Source organism: Nocardia sp. IBHARD005 (genome assembly GCF_052814245.1).
In genome coordinates this window covers 508034-526903 of record NZ_CP199935.1, presented here as the reverse complement: position 1 = coordinate 526903, position 18870 = coordinate 508034, and the positions used below count along the sequence as shown (strand labels likewise).

The window sequence follows — 18870 nt, the reverse complement described above, 5'->3', positions numbered from 1 at the left end:
GACTCCGTGACACCCACTGCACAAACCACTCCGCAGGCGCTGCGACACATCGCCGCGGCGCATCCGCACGAGCCTGCCCTGATCGACGGCGCGACCCGCCTGACCTGGGCCGAACTGCTCGACCAGGTCCGCATCGCCGCGCGCGGCCTGATCGCGCGCGGCATCGCCCCCGGCGACCGGATCGCGATGTGGGCACCGAACACCCACCACTGGGTGATCGCCGCGCTGGCCGCGCATTCCGTCGGGGCCGCGCTGGTTCCGTTGAACACCCGCTATGTGGCGGCCGAAGCCGTCGATGTGCTGACCCGCGTGGATGCGAAGGCGTTGTTCGTCGCCGGTCCGTTCCTCGGTCGCGATCGGGCCGCGGAACTCGTGGCGACGGCACCGGGGCTCGGCATCGGCACCGTCGTCGTCATCCCGGTCGAGACCGCCCCCAGCGCGGCGGCCCAGACAACGGTGACGTGGGCGGAGTTGCTCGCGCAGGCCGAGACCGTCTCCGAGGCGACCGGCGACGCGCGGGCCGACCAGGTCTGTCCCGACGACATCGCCGACATCCTGTTCACCTCCGGCACCACCGGCCGCAGCAAGGGCACGCTCGTCGCGCACCGGCAGGCCCTCGATGTGGTGCGCGGCTGGGTGGAATGCTCGACCCTGCGCGCGGGCGACCGCTACCTGGTGATCCCCCCGTTCTTCCACAACTTCGGTTACAAGGCGGGCATTCTCGCGTGCCTGGTCACCGGGGCCACGATCGTGCCGCAGGCCACCTTCGACGTCCCCGCGGCGCTGGCCATGATCGAGTCCGAGCAGATCACCGTGCTCACCGGTCCGCCGACGATCTACCAGACCATCCTCGCCCATCCCCACCGCGCCGAGCACGACCTGACCTCGCTGCGGGTGGCGGTGACCGGCGCGGCGACCGTGCCGGTGGTACTGATCGAGCGGATGCGCGACGAACTCGCCTTCGAGGTGGTCATTACCGCCTACGGCCTGTCCGAGTCGGCGGGTTTCGGCACCATGTGCCGACCGGAGGACGACGCGGAAACCATCGCCAACACCTGCGGCGGGCCGATCGCCGGGTTCGAACTGCGCCTGTCCGAGGCCGGTGAGGTGCTGCTGCGCGGCCCCAACGTGATGCTCGGCTACCTCGACGACCCCGAGGCCACTGCCGAGTCCATCGACGCCGACGGCTGGCTGCACACCGGCGACATCGGCATCGTCGACGAGCGCGGCTATCTGAAGATCACCGACCGGCTCAAGGACATGTACATCACCGGCGGATTCAACGTGTACCCCGCCGAGATCGAACAGACCCTGGCCAGGCTCGACGGCGTCGCCGAGTCGGCGGTCATCGGCGTGCCCGACGAGCGGATGGGCGAGGTCGGCAAGGCCGTTGTGGTCCGCAAGGCCGGATCGGCGCTGACCGCGGACGAGGTGATCGCCTTCGCCGCGAGCACCTTGGCGAATTTCAAAGTGCCGAGGCTTGTCGAGTTCCGCGACCAGCTGCCCTACAGCGCCGCGGGCAAAGTGCTCAAGCGTGAGCTACGTGAGGAGAAGTCGTGAGTTCCGAAACCGAGACCGAGGTCGTCACCTATGAGGTGCGCGGATCGGTCGCCGTCGTCACCATGAACCGGCCCGATGTCCGCAATGCGCAGAACTCGAAGATGACCTACTCCCTCGATGCCGCCTTCGTGCGCGCGGTCGAGGATCCCGAGGTCAAGGTGATCGTGTTGGCGGGCAACGGAAAACACTTCAGCGCCGGGCACGACATCGGCACACCGGGCCGCGACCACGATGTGCACTACGAGAACAAGGCCGCACTGTGGTGGGACCACCTCGACCGGCCCGGTGGCGATCAGCGGTTCGCGCGCGAGTCCGAGGTGTATCTCGGAATGTGTCGGCGCTGGCGGGAAATCCCCAAGCCGATGGTGGCGATGGTGCAGGGCGCGTGCATCGCGGGCGGCCTGATGCTGGCCTGGGTGTGCGATTTGATCGTCTGCTCCGACGACGCGTTCTTCTCCGATCCGGTGGTCCGGATGGGCATCCCGGGTGTGGAGTACTTCGCGCATCCGTGGGTGATGGGTCCGCGCGCGGCCAAGGAGTTCCTGTTCACCGGCGATCGGTTCGGGGCGGCGCAGGCCAAGGAGTGGGGCATGGTCAACCGCGTCGTGCCGCGCGAGGAACTCGAAGCCGAGGTATTCGGTCTCGCCGAAAAGATCTCCGCCATGCCGCAATTCGGGCTGGCGCTCACCAAGAAGGCCGTCAACCAGGCCGAGGATCTGATGGGCATGCGCACCGGCATGGACTCGGTCTTCGGGCTGCATCATTTCGCGCACGCGCACAACGCCGAGGTCGGCGCCGATTCCCTCGGCGGGATGAACGCCCGCTCGATGAAGAGCGCCGCCACCGCTACCGAACAGAACGGGACGAAGTAAGTGGATCTCGAGATCGACCCGGCCGCCCGGGAATTCCAGCTGGAGGTACGCGAGTTCCTCGCCGCCCAGGTGCCGAGCGAGCCGCTGCCCTCGATGGATACGGCGGCGGGATTCGAAGCCCATCGCGCCTGGGAGGCCACGTTGGCGAAGGCCCGCCTGTCGGCGGTGTCGTGGCCGGCCGAGTACGGCGGCCGCGATGCCTCCATCCTCGAGTGGGTGCTGTTCGAGCAGGAGTACTACGCGGCGGGGGCGCCGGGCCGCGTCGCCCAGAACGGCATCTTCCTGCTCGCGCCGACCCTGTTCGAGCACGGCACCGCAGAGCAGCTGGCCCGGATCCTGCCGCGGATGGCGCGCGGCGACGACATCTGGGCGCAGGCCTGGTCGGAGCCCGAATCCGGCAGCGACCTCGCGAGCCTGCGCTCGACCGCGCGGCGCACCGAGGGCGGCTGGATCCTCAACGGCCAGAAGACCTGGAGCTCGCGCGCCACCTACGCCGACTGGGCCTTCGGCCTGTTCCGCAGCGATCCCGAGGCACAGCGCCATCACGGCCTGACCTATGTGATGTTCCCGCTGTCCGCGCACGGCGTGAGTGTGCGGCCGATCCCGCAGCTCGACGGCGAGCCCGGCTTCGCCGAGATCTTCCTCGACGACGTCTTCGTCCCCGACCGCGATGTGATCGGCGCGCCGAACGAGGGCTGGCGGGTGGCGATGGCGACCTCGAGCAACGAGCGCGGCCTGTCGCTGCGCAGCCCCGGCCGGTTCAGCGCGACCGCCCAGCGGCTGATCGAGTTGTGGACCGAGACGACCGAACCCACCGACACCGCCGCGCGCAATGCCGTGGTGGACGCCTGGATCGGCAGCGAGGCCTACCGGCTGCACACCTTCGGCACCGTCACCCGGTTGACCGACGGCGGTCAGCTCGGCGCCGAGTCCTCGATCACCAAGGTCTACTGGTCCGAGCTCGACATCGCCATGCACCAGACGGCACTGGACCTGCTCGGCCCCGCCGCCGAGCTGACCGGCATGTGGACCGACGGCTACCTGTTCTCGCTGTCGGGCCCGATCTACGCGGGCACCAACGAGATCCAGCGCAACATCATCGCCGAGCGCATCCTCGGTCTGCCGCGGGAGAGCAAGCGATGACCGTCGACGCACCGGGCACCAACGCCGGTCCGAGCACAGGAGGACAGCGATGAAGTTCGCCCTCAGCACTGAACAACTCGATTTCGCCGCCGAACTGCGCAAGGGCCTCGACGCCGCGCAGGTGCCCGCGGCGGTCCGCGGTTGGGCCGACGGCGAGACCGCCAAGGGCACCGCGTTGCTGCGGCAGGTGGCCGAGATGGGCGTCTTCGGCCTCATCGTCGACGAGCGGTACGACGGCGCCGGGGCCACGCCGGTGGACCTCGTCGTCGCGCTCGTCGAACTGGGCCGGGCCGCGGCGCCGGGCCCGGTGATCGAATCGACCGCGGTGATTCCGGCACTGCTGCAGCGTCTGCCGAACGCCGAGCCCGCACGACGCTGGCTGCCCGCGCTCGCGGGCGGTGCGCTGCTCGGCACCGTCAGCTTCGGCACCCCGCAGCGCGGCATCGCCCTCGATGCCGACGTCGCCGACCTGGCGCTCGTCGCGGACGGCGCGCAGCTGTCCGTCGGCCGGCGCACCTCCACGGGCGACGAGCAGTCGGCGCAGACCGGACCGATCGCCTCGATCGACCCGGCGCGCAAGCTGTTGCGGGTCGAGGCCGACGAGACCGTGGCCGACAACGTCGCCGACGCGATCGACTACGCCTTCGACATCGGTGTCCTCGCCTGTGCCGCCCAACTGCTCGGCGCAGGCCGCGCGATGCTCGACCAGACCACCACCTACGCCAAGCAACGCAAGCAGTTCGGGCGTGCCATCGGCGAATTCCAAGCGGTGAAGCAGCAGCTCGCCGACGTGCTGATCGCCCTGGATCTAGCCGAGCCGCTGCTCTACCGCGCCGCGCTCACGCTGGACTCCGATGATCGCGCCCGGGATGTGTCGGCGGCCATCGTGGCCTGCGGCGACGCCGCCCATCGCGCCTCGCGCGCGGGCCTGCAGGTGCACGGCGCGATCGGCTACACCGCCGAATGCGATCTGTCGCTGTGGATCACCAAGGTGGCCGCGCTGCGCACCGCCTGGGGCAGCGCCGACTTCCATCGCGGCCGCATCGCCGACGCACTGCGCGCGGCCGAACCCGCGGTGACCATCACCGATTCTGCCGAGGAACCCCATGTCATCGAATGAACTGCTCGAATTTCGCACCTCCGTCCGAGCCCTGCTGGCCAAGCACGCCACGCTCGCCGCGCTGCGCGCCGCGATGGACACCGACCTCGGGTACGACCCGAAGTTGTGGCGGATGCTGTGCGAGCAGGTCGGGGTAGCCGCGCTCGCGGTGCCGGAACAGTGGGGTGGCGCGGGCGCCGGGCTGGTCGAATCACTCGTGGTCGTCGGCGAATTGGGGCGCACGCTGGGCGGGGTGCCGATGCTCGGGTCGGCGGTGCTCGGAGTACAGGCGATTCTGCTGGCCGGTGACGAATCCTCCTGCGCCCGGCTGTTGCCCGATCTGGCGGACGGGTCACGCACGGCGGCCCTGTGCTGGGCCGACGCCGACGGCTGGGAATCGGCCGGAGTCGGGGTGACCGACGGGAAGCTCAGCGGCGCGGCCCATTACGTGCTGCACGGCGCACAGGCCGAGCTGCTGTTGGTACTGACCGACGACGGGCTGTTCGAGACGACAGCGGACGCACCCGGCGTCGCCGTCACCGCGACTCCCGCGCTCGACCCCACCCGCGCACTCGCCACCATCACCTTCACCGATGCCCCCGCCACCCGGATCGGCACCGGCGACCCCGTAGCGCTGCGCCGGCGATTGCGCGAAATCGCTTGGGCGGCACTGGCTGCCGAGCAGGTCGGCGCTGCCAGGCGCTGCCTCGAGATGACGGTCGAATACACCGCATCGCGCGTGCAGTTCGGTCGCCCGATCGGCAGCTTCCAGGCGCTCAAGCACCGGATGGCCGATATGTACGTGCTGGTCGAGTCGGCCGAATCGGTGGCACAGGCCGCCGCCAAGGCGGTCGCCGAGGACAGTCCGTCGGCCGCCGAGGATGCCTGGGTCGCCCGCAAGTACTGCACCGAGGCGTTCTCCACGGTGGCCGGCGAGACCATCCAGCTGCACGGCGGCATCGCCATCACCTGGGAACACGACGCCCACCTCTACTTCAAGCGGGCGCACGCCACCGCCGAACTGTTCGGCACCGGCGGACGCCCGGTCTCACCGAGGCCGTGATCTCGGCACCGGTCGAACGGTAGACCGCGTCGGTGGCGCACAGCTTCGTCCGGTTCGGTGGCGGTGCGGCCGCGCCGTGAGTGGGCGAGCTCGGTGAACACACCATGTCGCTGCCGTTCTGGCTCGGCGCGGCATGCACCGCCGCCGTGGTCGCGGGTGCGGTTCCTCGGCCGCAACGCACTGGCCCACATCGATGACCCCGCCCCGCACTCCGTCGGGGAAGCGCAGGCCATCACCGTCGGCGATTGAGCTGTGTTTGGAGCGCTGGCGCGCTCGAGTTCGCGGCCCTGGCGGTCACGAACCGGCCGACCCCTCCCCTAAAGGGTCGGGGTTCGGGGTTGGGGCGGGTAGCGTCGATGTATGGCCGAGGACCGACGTGGACTTGTCAAGGTGGAGACCGGGCAGAAGCGAGTACGGGTCTATCTGCGCGGGAAACTGGTGGCCGACACCTTGCGGCCGCTGCTGGTCTGGGAAATCCCCTACTACCCGACCTACTATGTGCCACTCACCGATGTACACGCCGATCTCGATCCGAACGGGGTCACCGAGCACTCCCCCAGCCGCGGCGAAGCGACGGGCTACGACGTGGCGGTCGAGGGCCTGCGGGCCGACGGTGCGGCGCTGCGCTATCTCGATTCGCCATTGCCGGAGCTGAAAGACGCTGTGCGACTGGATATCACCGCGTTCGACTGGTTCGAGGAAGACGAGCAGATCTTCGTCCATCCGCGCGATCCGTATTCGCGCGTGGACATCCTCGGCAGCTCCCGGAACGTGCGGGTGGAGATCGACGGGGTCACCGTCGCCGACTCGCCATCGCCGCGCATTCTGTTCGAAACCGGTTTGCCCGCACGGTATTACCTGCCGCTGACCGATGTCCGGATGGATCTGCTGACACCGTCGGACACCCACACCAGCTGCCCGTACAAGGGCACCGCCGACTACTGGAATGTGCGAGTCGGCGACACCGAACACCGCGACATCGTCTGGATCTATCGCACACCGCTGCCGGAGAGCCAGAAGGTCGCCGGCCTGGCGTGCTTCTACAACGAGAAGGTCGACATCTACCTCGACGGGGTGCGCCAGGATCGCCCGCACACACCGTTCAGCTGACTATTCGCCGACGTCGAGCACGCCCTCATCGACCGCCCATTGGATCGACTTCTCCAGTGACGGACACGATTCCGGCCGACCCGGCCGCGCACCGTGTTCGGACATCTGCGCGAAGACCGGGCAGTGCGCGTCGGGGCGTTCGGTCCACTGCACCGAGGTCTGATGCGCGCTCGCCTTACGCACCAAGACCTGCGCCGAGCACTCCTGACACCGCAGCGGGGTCAGCCCGGTATCGAGATAGTGCTGTTTGTCGACCACGGTTTGGGCCCGCACCGCGGCCTGTCGCGCGGGCTGATCCGCGAAATCAGGCGCTTTGGCCCAGGTCGGGCGAGTCGCCGCACGCTGCGGAGAATCGCCCGACCCCGGTTCCACCGAAGCGAGCCGCGACGGATCGCCGGACCTTTGCGGCTCGCTCGGACTGGTCGATGCGCGCTGCGACGGATCGCCAGACCTTGGCGGTTCGCTCGACATCGACCTCGAGCGGGTCGATGCGCGCTGCGACGGATCGCCAGACCTCGGCGGTTCGCTGGGCATCGACCTCGAACTCATTTTCAGACGCCCGCTTCTTCGGATTCGGCCTTGCGCCGCAGATTCTCCGCCACTTCGGCCTCCCATGCCAGATTCGCCTTGGTCGTGTCGACCTCGAATTCGAAGCGCTGTGTCATCTGCTCGGTGACATCGGCGATGTCTACGTAGAACTGGTCGTACCAGCGGCGCAGCTGGTAGACCGGGCCGTCCTCCTCGCAGAGCAGCGGGTTGTCGACCTTGGACTTGTGCCGCCAGATGTCCACGTCTTGCAGGAAGCCGTCGCCGAAGAACTTGGTCATCGTCATGGCGAGCTTCTGCGCGGCCTCGTCGGGGATGCCCTTGGGCTTCTCGACGGCCAGGCCCCACTGCAGCACGAACGAATCCTGGCTGACCGGGTAGTGGCAGTTGATCAGCTGCACCTTGATCTCGTATCCGCTGTAGATGTTCACCAGCGGATTGACCATGTAGGACGGCCCGAAGTAGGACGCCTCCGATTTGAGCAGCGTGTCAGCGCCGTGCTTGGCTGCCATGCCGACGTCGGGGCGGCCCTTGGTCTCCAGGAACTGCGTCGCCACATGACCTTCGAAGACGTTCTTGAAGTATGTCGGGAAGGCGTAGTGGATGTAGAAGAAGTGCGCCATGTCCACGACGTTGTCGATGATCTCGCGGCAGTTGGCGCCCTCGATCAGCAGCGAGTTCCACGTCCAGTCGGTCCAGCCGCTGTCGTGGGTCTCGGTGGGATTGCCCTGCGCGTCGGTGTAGGGGCCCTCGATATACGGGATCGTGACGTCGTCGGGCGGCGGGTTGCCCTCGTGGTCGTGCCAGACGAACAGCTGGCCGTTGCGCTCGAGTGTGGTCCACTTCCTGGTGCGGGCCAGCGGCGGAACGCGGCGCGCGTACGGAATCGCGGTGCACTTTCCACTGGCGCCCCAGCGCCAATCGTGGAACGGGCAGGCGATGTCGTCGCCCTTCACCGTTCCCATGCTCAGATCGCCGCCCATATGCCTGCAGTAGGCATCGAGCACGCGGATCTCGTCGTTGGTATCGGTCCATACGACGAGCTTGGTACCGAAGATCTCGACCGCGTGCGGCTTGCCGTCGCGGAACGTCGCCGCGAGACCGACACAGTGCCAGCCGCGCGCGAACCTCGTCGGCGGTGCACCGACGTCGAGTTCCCTCACCTTGGGGTTGATCGCCATCCCGAACCCTCCTCGTTCACTAGAACACGTTACAAAACTGAGCCACTTCACGCCAGTTGTCCAGCGAACTTCTCTGTTGACTCCTGTTATATCCGAGGTAGGGCGATCTTCTCGACAGAAACGAGAACCTGTTCTAATCTCAGAGACGAATAGAACCGGTTGTCGATCCGACACAGGCAGGAGCGGGCTCCGAAATGACGCAAGAAGTGACCGAACGGGTCGAGGCACTGCTGCCGACGCTGCGTGAGCGCGCGCAGGAGGCCGAGGACCTGCGCCGCATTCCCGAAGAATCCATGAAGGCGCTGCAGGAGACCGGCTTCTTCCGGCTGCTCCAGCCCAAGCAGTGGGGCGGCCATGCCGGCGACCCGGTGGTCTTCTACGACACCGTGCGCAAGATCGCCAGCGCCTGCGGCTCCACCGGCTGGGTGGCGGGCATCATCGGGGTGCACAACTGGCACCTCGCGCTGTTCGACCAGCAGGCCCAGCAGGACGTCTGGGGCGATGACACCGATGTGCGCATCTCGTCCTCGTACGCGCCGATGGGTGCGGGACAGGCCGTCGACGGTGGCTACATCGTGCGCGGCTCGTGGGCCTGGTCCTCGGGTTCCGACCACGCCACCTGGGCGGTTCTCGGCGGTCCGGTGATCAAGAACGGCAAGCCGGTCGACTTCGGCAGCTTCCTGATCCCCCGCTCGGACTACCGCATCGACGACGTGTGGAACGTCGTCGGCCTGCGCGGCACCGGCTCCAACACCGTCATCGTCGAGGACGTCTTCGTCCCGTCGCACCGGTTCCTGAGCTTCCGCGCGATGAGCGAGGGCCGCGCGCCCGGCCTCGAGCAGAACACCGACGCCGTGTTCAAGATGCCGTGGGGCACCATCCACCCCACCACCATCTCCACGCCGATCGTCGGCATGGGCTACGGCGCCTACGAGGCGCACGTCGAGCACCAGGGCAAGCGCGTGCGCGCGGCTTTCGCCGGCGAGAACGCCAAGGACGATCCGTTCGCCAAGGTCCGCGTGGCCGAGGCGGCCAGCGATATCGACGCCGCGTGGCGTCAGCTCTCGGGCAATGTCGCCGAGGAGTACGCGCTGCTGCTGGCAGGCGAGGAGGTGCCGTTCGATCTGCGCGTGCGCGCTCGTCGTGACCAGGTGCGCTCGACCGGTCGCGTGATCGCCTCGATCGACAAGCTCTTCGAGTCCTCCGGCGCGACCGCGCTCGCCAACGGCACTCCGCTGCAGCGCTTCTGGCGTGACGCGCATGCCGGGCGGGTACACGCGGCCAACGATCCCGAGCGCGCCTACGTCATGTACGGCACGCACGAGTTCGGGCTGCCCGTCACCGACGCCATGGTGTAGCCGATGACCCAGACCGCTGAACTCACCTACGCATCGACCTCACGCTTCGCGCAGGTCACCCCCGACCTGAAGCTGCACTACCACGAAGCCGGTGTGGGCAACGCGACGACGATCGTGCTGCTGCACGGTGGCGGACCCGGCGCCTCGGCGTGGTCGAACTTCGCCCGCAATATCCCGGTACTGGCCGAGCACTTTCACGTGATCGCGCCCGATCAGCCGGGATACGGCAAGTCCGGCAAGCCGCTCGACCACCCGCAGTACTTCGTGCACAGCTCGAACGCATTGCTCGCGCTGCTCGATCATCTCGAGATCACCGACCGAGTGCACCTGCTCGGCAACTCCCTCGGCGGCGGCGCTTCGGTGCGGTTCGCGCTCGACCACCCCACCCGCGCGGGCAAACTCGTGCTGATGGGCCCGGGCGGGCTGAGCACCAACCTGTTCGCGCCCGACCCCACCGAGGGCGTGAAGCTGCTCTCGAGGTTCACCTACGAACCGACCAGGGACAACCTGGAGAAGTTCCTGCGGATCATGGTCTTCGACCAGTCGCTGGTCACCGACGAGCTGATCGACGAACGGTTCGCGCTGGCCAGCACCCCCGAGTCGCTGGCCGCGATGAAAGCCATGGGCAAGTCCTTCGCCGGCGCCGACTTCGAGAAGGGCATGCTCTGGCGTGACGCGTACAAACTGCGTCAGCCGGTGCTGCTGATCTGGGGTCGCGAAGATCGGGTGAACCCGCTCGACGGCGCGCTCGTGGCCACCAAGGTGATCCCACGCGTCCAGCTGCACGTGTTCGGTGGCTGCGGGCACTGGGCGCAGCTGGAGAAGTTCGACGAGTTCAACCGGCTCACAGTCGATTTCCTCTGGGAGAAGCAATGAGTATTCGTGCCCTCGGCTACCTGCGCATCGAGGCCACCGACATGGCGGCCTGGCGCGAGTACGGCCTCAAGGTGCTCGGCATGATGGAGGGCACCGGGCAGCACCCCGACGCGCTCTACCTGCGCATGGACGATTTCGCCGCGCGACTGGTGATCGTCCCCGGCGAGCAGGACCGGCTGCTGGTCTCGGGCTGGGAGGTCACCGACGCTCCCGGCCTGCAGCAGCTGCGGGAGACCCTCGACAAGGCAGGCGTCACCTTCACCGAGGGCACCAAGGAAGAGCTCGGTGAGCGCCGCGTCGAGGGCATGATCCGGTTCCAGGATCCGGCAGGCAACACCCTCGAGGCGTTCTACGGCGCGCAGTACCTGGGCCGCCGCTTCGTGAGCCCCTACGGCCACAAGTTCGTCACCGCCGAACAGGGTCTCGGCCACGTGGTTCTCACCTGCACCGACGATGCCGCAGCACAGGCGTTCTACCAGGACGTGCTCGGCTTCCGGCTCCGGGACTCCATGCGGCTGCCGCCGCAGATGGTGGGGCGTCCCGCCGATGGCGACCCGGCCTGGCTGCGCTTCTACGGCTGCAACCCGCGCCACCACGCACTGGCGTTCCTGCCGCTGCCGAATCCGACCGGCATCGTGCATCTCATGATCGAGGTGGAGAATTCCGACGACGTCGGCCTCTGCCTCGACCGCGCCTACCGCAAGAAGGTGAAGATGTCGGCCACCCTCGGCCGGCACATCAACGACAAGATGCTGTCCTTCTACATGAAGACTCCCGGCGGATTCGATATCGAATTCGGCTGTGAAGGACTGGAAGTCGACGACCACGACTGGGTAGCCCGCGAATCGACCGCGGTCAGCCTGTGGGGTCACGATTTCACCGTCGGATTTCGGCAGCAGTAGAGCAGGGGCGAAGGACATGACAGAGCAGATACCGGCGATCGACGGCCGGCAGTTCCGCACCGTGCTCGGGCAGTTCTGCACCGGCATCACCGTGATCACCGCACTCGACCCCGACGGCGCGCCGATCGGGTTCGCCTGCCAGTCCTTCGCCGCCCTCTCCCTCGACCCGCCGCTGGTGCTGTTCTGCCCCACCAAGGGCTCGCGCTCGTGGGCGGCGATCGAGGCGGCGGGCAAGTTCTGCGTGAACGTCCTGTCCGAGGAACAGCAGCCGGTCTGCGCGCGCTTCGGTTCGCGGGAGACCGACAAGTTCGCCGGCGTCGGCTGGCGGACATCCGAACTCGGTGTGCCGGTGCTCGACGATTCGCTGGCCACCATCGAGTGCACCGTCGACTCCGTCGTCGACGGCGGCGACCATTACATCGTCATCGGCCGGGTCCATGCCCTCGCGGAATCGGCCGCTACCGGCGGCCGTCCGCTGCTGTTCTACCGCGGCCAATACACCGGCATCGAGCCGGACAAGACCACTCCCGCCCCCTGGCGCGCGGACCTGGACCACTTCCTCACCACCACCAGCCTCGACACCTGGCTGTGAATCCACCAGGGCGCGGCCGTTCACACACGGCCGCGCCCGATTTCAAGTGCTCATTCGTTGAGCACTTTGCGGCGGATCATGGTTCCCATGACCATCGAATTCATCACCTGCGCCGACGCGAGCGCCTGGGAATCGTGGCTTTCCGCCCATCACGACTCCGCGGGCGAGGTCTGGGTGCGGATCGCGAAGAAGAACGCCCCCGAACCATCGGTGACAATCACCGAAACCCTGGACGGCGCACTGTGTTACGGCTGGATCGACATCCACCGCCGCACCCTCGACACCCACCACTACCTGCAGCGCTACTCCCCACGTCGCGCTCGCAGCCCCTGGTCGCAAATCAACATCACCAAGGCCGAAGCCCTCATCGCCGCAGGTCGCATGCACCCCGCCGGATACGCGGCCATCGAATCAGCCATCGCCGACGGCCGCTGGGCAGGCGCTACCACCCTCAGCGCACCGCCGAACCACGCTGGAATCAAGATCATCAGGCCCTCAGGGATTTTCGCTCTCGGGCGATAGTGACGTGATGGCCTGATGATCCAACGTCCAACTGCGCGCCCTGTGCGTTCAGGGCAGCAATCACACGATCGATGACGATGTAGGGGCGGTTACGCAGCAGATCGGCGCCGACGCGGACGATCAACCAGCCTTGCGCGGCAAGGACGGCGTGCCGGTCGATGTCTTTTGTGCGCTGCGCCGGGTCGGTCCAGTGTTGCGCGCCGTCGTATTCGACTGCCACCCGCCATCTTTCCCAGCCCATGTCCAGGCGGGCAAGGAATGCGCCACCGTTGTCCCGAACCACGATCTGGGTGGTTGGTACCGGCAATCCGTGGTCGATCAGCAGCAAACGGGTCAGCGATTCCGGTGGCGACTCGGCGCCTGGATCGACCAGCGCGAGCACAGATTGCGCCCGCGCGCAGCCACGCACCCGTTGATGAACGTCGGCAAAGGCCATCGCGGTCGACGGGTCGAGACCGGTTGCTCGACACAGCGCGTCCACAGCTGGGATCGCGTGATCACGGGAAAGCCGGCAGGCAAGGTCGAACGCCGTGCGGGGCGGCGTCGTGACCGGATACCCGTCGACCTCGCACCGCTCGCCCCGACTGATCTCGGACTGCACGACAGTAATGCCCGGCACCGGACGACGATGCCGCGGCAAGGCGATCTCGACAGGCTGATCGGCATCGACAAAAGCACTCCCAAGCAGTGCTGCGGCAGACCTGCAGACCAGCACTCCCTCGCCTTTGGTCCAGTGAACCGCCGCCTTGGCCCGGCCGATCGAATCGAGTTGTCTGCCTTTGCGCGAATACACATCCGGCACGATTCGCTCGAAGTCATGACGCAACTGGTGCCGCGTAACCAAGCCCGCCGCCAACGCCCACGACCCCACGAACGGTTCTTCGAGTACCCCCATGCCGCGAGATCGTCCTCCACCCCACCGACAAACTCGATCAGCGCGGACTCAGACGCCGAGGCCACAAACACACCCCTCGTAACCACCCCAAGGTGGCCGACGGCGATGCACCGGGTTGGACGCATGATCACCAGGCCACCAGGGATTTTCGCTCTCGGGCGATAGTGACGTGATGGCCTGGTGATCAGTGGTCCAGATCAGGCAATACGCAAGGCGACGTCGCTGAGGACGGGGGCGTCGTCACGTTCGACCACGGTGACGACCGCGATCAGCTCGCCGGCCTCGCGCCATACCTTGGTGCGCAGGGTCTCGCCCGGGTAGAGCACGCCGGCGAATTTGGCCCGGAAGCCGCCGACGCGGCTCACGTCGCTGTCGAGCAGGGCATCGGTGATGGCCTTGCAGACCGTGCCGTAGGTGCACAGCCCGTGCAGGATCGGGGCGGGAAAGCCTGCGCCACGGGCGAATTCGGGATCCGAGTGCAGGGGGTTGCGGTCGCCGGACAGGCGGTACAGGAGGGCCTGCTGGGGCAACGTCGGGGTGAGCAGCTCCGCGTCGGGCGCGCGATCGGGCAGTTCGGTCCGGGCGCTCGGGCCGCGCTCGCCGCCGAAGCCGCCTTCACCCTTGGCGAAGATGGAGGACCGCACCGTCCACAGCGGTTCGCCGTCGGACCCGGTGACGGTGTGCTCCTGCACGATCACCGCATTGGCGCCCTTGTCCCAGATCTCGGCGATCCGGCCGACCGAGACCGCTTTGCCGGTAGCCGGAATCGGCTTGTGCACCAGTACTTCCTGGTGCCCGTGCACCACCTTGGCCAGGTCGATCTCGATGCCGGGGAAGCTCACCCGCGGCGGCTCGGTTTCGCCGAGGGTCGGCGCCACCGTCGCGAACGTCGGCAGCACCTGGGGTGCGCGATCGTCGAGGTAGGCCAGCTCGGCCGGGTCGGTCTGGCGCGCACCCGCGCCGAGGCCGAGGTGGTAGAGCTGCACGTCGGTGGGTGTCCAGCTGAACTCGCGCGCAGGCAGTGTCGCGCCGAGTGCGGTCGCTAGATCAATGGGCACGGTTTTCTCCTGTGTGTGCTGGGTCAGGTGACTGGACTGGGCATAGACATGTGCTCGTCGGCACTGCGTCACTGTTGATGCGGGCCGGCCGCGCGAAGATGTCACCGCTACTCATCGTCGACCTCGTCCGACGACTCGGTCGTGAAGACGTCGAGAACCGCGAGGTAGCCGACCGTGATCACCGGGCGCACGCTCATACGTTCACCCTCGCCGAACCGGCCGACTGCCTGGCGATATCGAGAACCACCAGATGGCCGACCGTGATCACCGGGCTCACGCTCATACGTTCACCTTCGCCGAACCGGCCGACTGCCCGACGATATCGAGCACCGCCAGATAGCCGACCGTGATTACGCTCATGCGCTCGCCTTCGCCGACCCGGTCGGTTCCCCGACGAATTCGAGAACCGCCGGATAGCCGACCATGATCACCGGGCTCACACTCATACGTTCGCCTTCGCCGAGTCGGTCGTCTTCCTGGCGGCGATGTCGAGGACCGCCAGGTAGGCGAAGGTGATCGCGGGGCCGATGGTGGCGCCGGGGCCCGCGTAGGTGTGGCCCATCACCGGCGAGCTGGAGTTGCCCGCGGCGTAGAGGCCGTCGATGACGGAATCGTCTTCGCGCAGCACACGTCCGGCCGTATCGGTGACCAGTCCGCCCTTGGTGCCGAGGTCGCCGGGCACCATCTTCGCCGCGTAGAACGGACCCTGCGACAGTTCGGCCAGGCACGGATTCGGCTTCACGGTCGGGTCGCCGTAGTAGCGGTCGTAGTGGCTGTTGCCGCGGCCGAAGTCCTCGTCCTTGCCGGCGGTGGCGAAGCCGTTGAAGCGCTCGACCGTCGAGGTCAGGTTGCCGACGGGCACGCCGATGCGCTCGGCCAGCGCCTCGATGGTGTCGGCCTTGACGATGTAGTCGTTCTCCATCCAGCGCGACGGAAAGCGCTGTCCCGGTTGCAGTCCGGCGAAGATGTAGCGGTTGCGGTAGCGCTGGTCGAACACCAGCCAGGACGGCACGTTCTCACCGGGGCCCGCGCCCTGACCGTACTCACCGCCGTACATCGTGTGCACCGCCTCGACGTAGGGCGCCGACTCGTTGCCGAACCGCTCGCCCCGGTCGTTGACCATGATGGTGCCGGGCAGGTTGCGCTCGGCCAGCGCGAACCAGGGCTTGCCGCCCTTGAAGATCGTCGGACCCCACCAGGCGTCCTCCATGAACCCGACCGTCGCTCCCACCGCCATACCCGCGACGATGCCATCGCCGGTGTTGGCCGCGGCACCGGTTGTCCACTCAGTGGTTATCGGCTGCCGCTGGTACTTGGCCCGCATGTCGGCATTGTGCTCGAACCCGCCTGCGCCGAGCACCACCCCGTAGCGCGCGGTGAAGGTGACCGACTCGCCGTCGACGGTGGCTGTGACCCCGGTGACCTTGCCGTCGGTGACCACCAGCTCGGTGAGCGGGGTGTTGAGCAGCACCGGCACGCCGGCGTCGAGCAGGCCCTTGCGCATGGCGGCGATGATGGCCTGGCCCATGCCGAGCAGGTGCTTGCCGGTGAACTTGGCCAGGTAGGTGCGCGCGCCGACGCGCAGTGCCCGCATCGCGCCCTTGGGGTGACGGCGGATCAGGTTGAGCCGCACGAAGTCGGCCTGCATGACGACCACGTTCAGCGGCGCCTTGGCGTAGGGCGGTTCGAGATTGGCCAGCTCCGCGCCGAGCACCTTGCCGTTGAACGGCGTCGGTTCGCACGAACGCCCCTGACCGAGCCCGCCTGGCGCCTCGGGGTAGTAGTCGGAGTAGCCGGGAACCCATTTCATCTTCAGCGGGGTGTGGTCGAGGACGAAGTCGAACGCCTCGGCGCCACGATCGAGGTAGGTGTCGATCTTCTCGGCGGGCACCACGTCGCCGATGATGCTGTGCAGGTAGGTGCGCGCGTCGTCGCGGTCGTCGGGTCGGCCGGAGGCGAGCAACGCCTTGTTGCCCGGAATCCAGACGCCACCGCCGGATCGGGCCGTCGACCCGCCGTAGTGCGCGGCCTTCTCCAGCAGCACAACGCTCAGTCCCTTGTGGGCCGCCGCGAGGGCCGCGGTCATCCCGGCGGCGCCGCTCCCGACGACCACGACATCGTATTCCCGATCACTCATGTAGAACACGTTATAGAAGGGCTCGGTCGTTGGACAGACAAAAAAGGAACTCAGTAGAACATGTTGCAGAAATCACCAGATGTAGCGTTGTATTGTCAGGTGAACGCCTGACGCTTGACCGGGAAACCGGTTACAGTTTTGGCGTCTAGATCCTTCCGACCGTGCTGCCAAGGAGGTCCGCGTGCTGCCTGACGCGGTACGAACCCGTCTCGCCGACGAACTGGCCCGCGCCGAAGATGAGCGCGTCGCCGTGTTGCCGCTCGTCGACCGGTTCCCCGACATCGATGTGGTCGATGCCTACGAGATCCAACTGCTCAACATCCAGCGTCGGCTCCGGTCCGGCGGGAAGGTCGTCGGGCACAAGGTGGGGCTGTCGTCACTGGCGATGCAGCAGATGATGGGCGTCGACGAGCCCGACTATGGTCACCTGCTCGCCGACATGCAGGTCTTCGAGGACGTCCCCGTCGACACCACCAAATTCCTGCTGCCCCGGGTCGAGGTCGAGGTCGGGTTTGTCCTCGGCGCCGACCTGCCCGGTGAGGACTGCACCGAAGCCGACGTGTTGGCCGCGACGGTCGCCTACGCGCCCGCGATCGAGTTGATCGACTCCCGGATCACCGACTGGAAGATCGGCCTGGCCGACACCATCTCCGACAACGCCTCCTCGGCCGGATGGGTGCTCGGCAAGGAACGCGTCGCCCCCGGCGACATCGACATCACCGCCATCGACGCCGTGCTCACCCGCAACGGTGAAGTCGTCGCCGAAGGCCGCAGCGACGCGGTCCTCGGTGATCCGGTGATCGCGGTCGCCTGGCTGGCCCGCAAGGTCGCGACCTTCGGGGTGCGACTCAAAGCCGGCGACATCGTGTTGCCCGGTTCCTGCACCCGCGCCATCGACGCCCGACCCGGCGACGATTTCCTCGCCGGCTTCACCGGACTCGGCTCCGTCCGCCTGAACTTCGCCTAGGCCATCCCGTGCGCCTTACCCCCGAGCCGTTCATCTCGCCGGCCTACGCCGGCCGCCCCTAGGAGGCCACCGTGTCCAACGGGAACGTCACCGCCGCGATCGTCGGATCCGGCAACATCAGCACCGACCTGCTCTACAAACTCCTGCGCTGCGAAGCCATCGAACCCCGCTGGATGATCGGCATCGACCCCGACAGTGAAGGCCTCGAACGCGCCCGCGGACTCGGCCTGGAAACCTCCGCCGAAGGCGTCGACTGGCTCCTCGCCCAGGACACCAAACCCGACATGGTCTTCGAAGCCACCTCGGCCTACGTCCACCGCGCCGCCGCACCCCGCTACGCCGAACTCGGCATCCGCGCGGTCGACCTCACCCCCGCCGCCGTCGGCCCCGCCGTCGTGCCGCCGGTGAACCTGGCCTCGCTGCTGGATGCGCCGAACGTCAACATGATCACCTGCGGTGGACAGGCCACGATCCCGATCGTCGCCGCGGTCTCGCGCGTCGTACCGGTCCCCTACGCCGAGATCGTCGCCTCGGTGTCATCGGTCTCGGCCGGACCCGGCACCCGCGCCAACATCGACGAGTTCACCAAGACCACCAGCCGCGGTGTGGAAACCATCGGCGGTGCTCAGCGCGGCAAGGCGATCATCATCTTGAACCCGGCCGAGCCGCCGATGATCATGCGCGACACCATCTTCTGTGCGATCCCCGAAGACGCCGACCACGACGCGATCACCACCTCGATCCATCACATGGTCGCCGACATCCAGCAATACGTGCCCGGCTACCGCCTGCTCAACGAACCCCAATTCGACGAGCCGTCGGTCGTTTCCGGTGGGCTGGCGAAGGTGTCGGTATTCGTCGAAGTCGAAGGCGCCGGTGATTTCCTGCCCCCGTACGCGGGCAATCTCGACATCATGACCGCCGCCGCGACCCGCGTCGGTGAAGTCGTCGCCGCCCAGATCCTCTCGGCCCGGGTGTAAGGAGCTTCG

18 protein-coding genes and 1 pseudogene are annotated in these 18870 nt (G+C 67.5%); 14 read left to right on the top strand and 5 right to left on the bottom strand.

Annotated elements, in window-relative coordinates:
- The first annotated feature begins 6 nt into the window (after nt 1-6).
- The 7 genes and pseudogenes from ACTWPB_RS02455 (at nt 7) to ACTWPB_RS02425 (ending at nt 6847) form a co-directional block, all read left to right on the top strand.
- Nucleotides 7-1560, top strand: coding sequence for a FadD3 family acyl-CoA ligase (locus ACTWPB_RS02455; RefSeq protein WP_446224112.1), 1554 nt, complete (start codon nt 7-9; stop codon nt 1558-1560).
- Nucleotides 1557-2432, top strand: a complete 876-nt coding sequence (locus tag ACTWPB_RS02450) for an enoyl-CoA hydratase (RefSeq protein ID WP_446224111.1) — start codon at nt 1557-1559, stop codon at nt 2430-2432. Before ACTWPB_RS02455 ends, ACTWPB_RS02450 begins: the two co-directional genes overlap by 4 nt.
- Nucleotides 2433-3575 carry an acyl-CoA dehydrogenase family protein gene (locus tag ACTWPB_RS02445; RefSeq protein WP_446224110.1) on the top strand — a complete coding sequence of 381 codons (1143 nt, stop codon included), beginning with the start codon at nt 2433-2435 and terminating at the stop codon, nt 3573-3575.
- Nucleotides 3576-3624: 49 nt separating this feature from the next.
- A complete protein-coding gene (locus tag ACTWPB_RS02440) occupies nt 3625-4695 on the top strand; it encodes an acyl-CoA dehydrogenase family protein (RefSeq protein ID WP_446224109.1) in 1071 nt (356 codons plus the stop codon).
- On the top strand, nt 4682-5737 hold the full coding sequence (locus ACTWPB_RS02435; protein WP_446224108.1) for an acyl-CoA dehydrogenase family protein: 1056 nt from the start codon (nt 4682-4684) through the stop codon (nt 5735-5737). The genes ACTWPB_RS02440 and ACTWPB_RS02435 overlap by 14 nt, the downstream gene beginning before the upstream one ends.
- Nucleotides 5722-5986 (top strand): annotated as a pseudogene (locus ACTWPB_RS02430) (MFS transporter); the annotation flags it as partial. The gene ACTWPB_RS02435 and the pseudogene ACTWPB_RS02430, both read left to right, overlap by 16 nt.
- A gap of 111 nt (nt 5987-6097) precedes the next feature.
- Nucleotides 6098-6847, top strand: coding sequence for a DUF427 domain-containing protein (locus tag ACTWPB_RS02425; RefSeq protein ID WP_446224107.1), 750 nt, complete (start codon nt 6098-6100; stop codon nt 6845-6847).
- On the opposite strand, the gene ACTWPB_RS02420 is transcribed toward ACTWPB_RS02425, so the two are convergent.
- Nucleotides 6848-7219 carry a hypothetical protein gene (locus tag ACTWPB_RS02420; RefSeq protein ID WP_446224106.1) on the bottom strand — a complete coding sequence of 124 codons (372 nt, stop codon included), beginning with the start codon at nt 7217-7219 and terminating at the stop codon, nt 6848-6850.
- 179 nt (nt 7220-7398) lie between these two features.
- Nucleotides 7399-8574, bottom strand: a complete 1176-nt coding sequence (locus ACTWPB_RS02415) for a Rieske 2Fe-2S domain-containing protein (RefSeq protein ID WP_446224105.1) — start codon at nt 8572-8574, stop codon at nt 7399-7401.
- 194 nt (nt 8575-8768) lie between these two features.
- Between ACTWPB_RS02415 and hsaA the strand changes: the two genes are divergently transcribed.
- The 5 genes from hsaA (at nt 8769) to ACTWPB_RS02390 (ending at nt 12824) form a co-directional block, all read left to right on the top strand.
- Nucleotides 8769-9932, top strand: coding sequence for a 3-hydroxy-9,10-secoandrosta-1,3,5(10)-triene-9,17-dione monooxygenase oxygenase subunit (hsaA, locus tag ACTWPB_RS02410; protein ID WP_446224104.1), 1164 nt, complete (start codon nt 8769-8771; stop codon nt 9930-9932).
- A 3-nt stretch (nt 9933-9935) separates the two neighbouring features.
- Nucleotides 9936-10808 carry a 4,5:9,10-diseco-3-hydroxy-5,9,17-trioxoandrosta-1(10),2-diene-4-oate hydrolase gene (gene hsaD, locus ACTWPB_RS02405; protein WP_446224103.1) on the top strand — a complete coding sequence of 291 codons (873 nt, stop codon included), beginning with the start codon at nt 9936-9938 and terminating at the stop codon, nt 10806-10808.
- Entirely contained in the window at nt 10805-11710 is a 906-nt protein-coding gene (hsaC, locus tag ACTWPB_RS02400; protein WP_446224102.1) for an iron-dependent extradiol dioxygenase HsaC, read from the top strand. Before hsaD ends, hsaC begins: the two co-directional genes overlap by 4 nt.
- A 16-nt stretch (nt 11711-11726) precedes the next feature.
- The gene (gene hsaB, locus ACTWPB_RS02395) at nt 11727-12302 is read left to right on the top strand and encodes a 3-hydroxy-9,10-secoandrosta-1,3,5(10)-triene-9,17-dione monooxygenase reductase subunit (protein WP_446224101.1); all 576 of its coding nucleotides are present in this window, start codon (nt 11727-11729) and stop codon (nt 12300-12302) included.
- 87 nt (nt 12303-12389) lie between these two features.
- On the top strand, nt 12390-12824 hold the full coding sequence (locus tag ACTWPB_RS02390; protein WP_446224100.1) for a YdeI/OmpD-associated family protein: 435 nt from the start codon (nt 12390-12392) through the stop codon (nt 12822-12824).
- On the opposite strand, the gene ACTWPB_RS02385 is transcribed toward ACTWPB_RS02390, so the two are convergent.
- The 3 genes from ACTWPB_RS02385 to kstD all read right to left on the bottom strand — a co-directional run bounded on the left by ACTWPB_RS02385 (nt 12790) and on the right by kstD (nt 16914).
- Nucleotides 12790-13719, bottom strand: a complete 930-nt coding sequence (locus tag ACTWPB_RS02385; RefSeq protein ID WP_446224099.1) for a DUF559 domain-containing protein — start codon at nt 13717-13719, stop codon at nt 12790-12792. The genes ACTWPB_RS02390 and ACTWPB_RS02385 overlap by 35 nt on opposite strands.
- Before the next feature lie 197 nt (nt 13720-13916).
- Nucleotides 13917-14777: a MaoC/PaaZ C-terminal domain-containing protein gene (locus ACTWPB_RS02380; RefSeq protein ID WP_446224098.1), complete on the bottom strand. Its 861-nt coding sequence runs from the start codon at nt 14775-14777 to the stop codon at nt 13917-13919.
- Nucleotides 14778-15219: 442 nt separating this feature from the next.
- Nucleotides 15220-16914, bottom strand: a complete 1695-nt coding sequence (kstD, locus tag ACTWPB_RS02375) for a 3-oxosteroid 1-dehydrogenase (protein WP_446224097.1) — start codon at nt 16912-16914, stop codon at nt 15220-15222.
- A gap of 181 nt (nt 16915-17095) precedes the next feature.
- Between kstD and ACTWPB_RS02370 the strand changes: the two genes are divergently transcribed.
- Both ACTWPB_RS02370 and ACTWPB_RS02365 read left to right on the top strand, forming a co-directional pair.
- Complete coding sequence (locus ACTWPB_RS02370) at nt 17096-17881, top strand: 2-keto-4-pentenoate hydratase (protein WP_446224096.1); 786 nt, start codon at nt 17096-17098, stop codon at nt 17879-17881.
- A 71-nt stretch (nt 17882-17952) separates the two neighbouring features.
- The gene (locus ACTWPB_RS02365; protein WP_446224095.1) at nt 17953-18861 is read left to right on the top strand and encodes an acetaldehyde dehydrogenase (acetylating); all 909 of its coding nucleotides are present in this window, start codon (nt 17953-17955) and stop codon (nt 18859-18861) included.
- Nucleotides 18862-18870 lie beyond the last annotated feature (9 nt).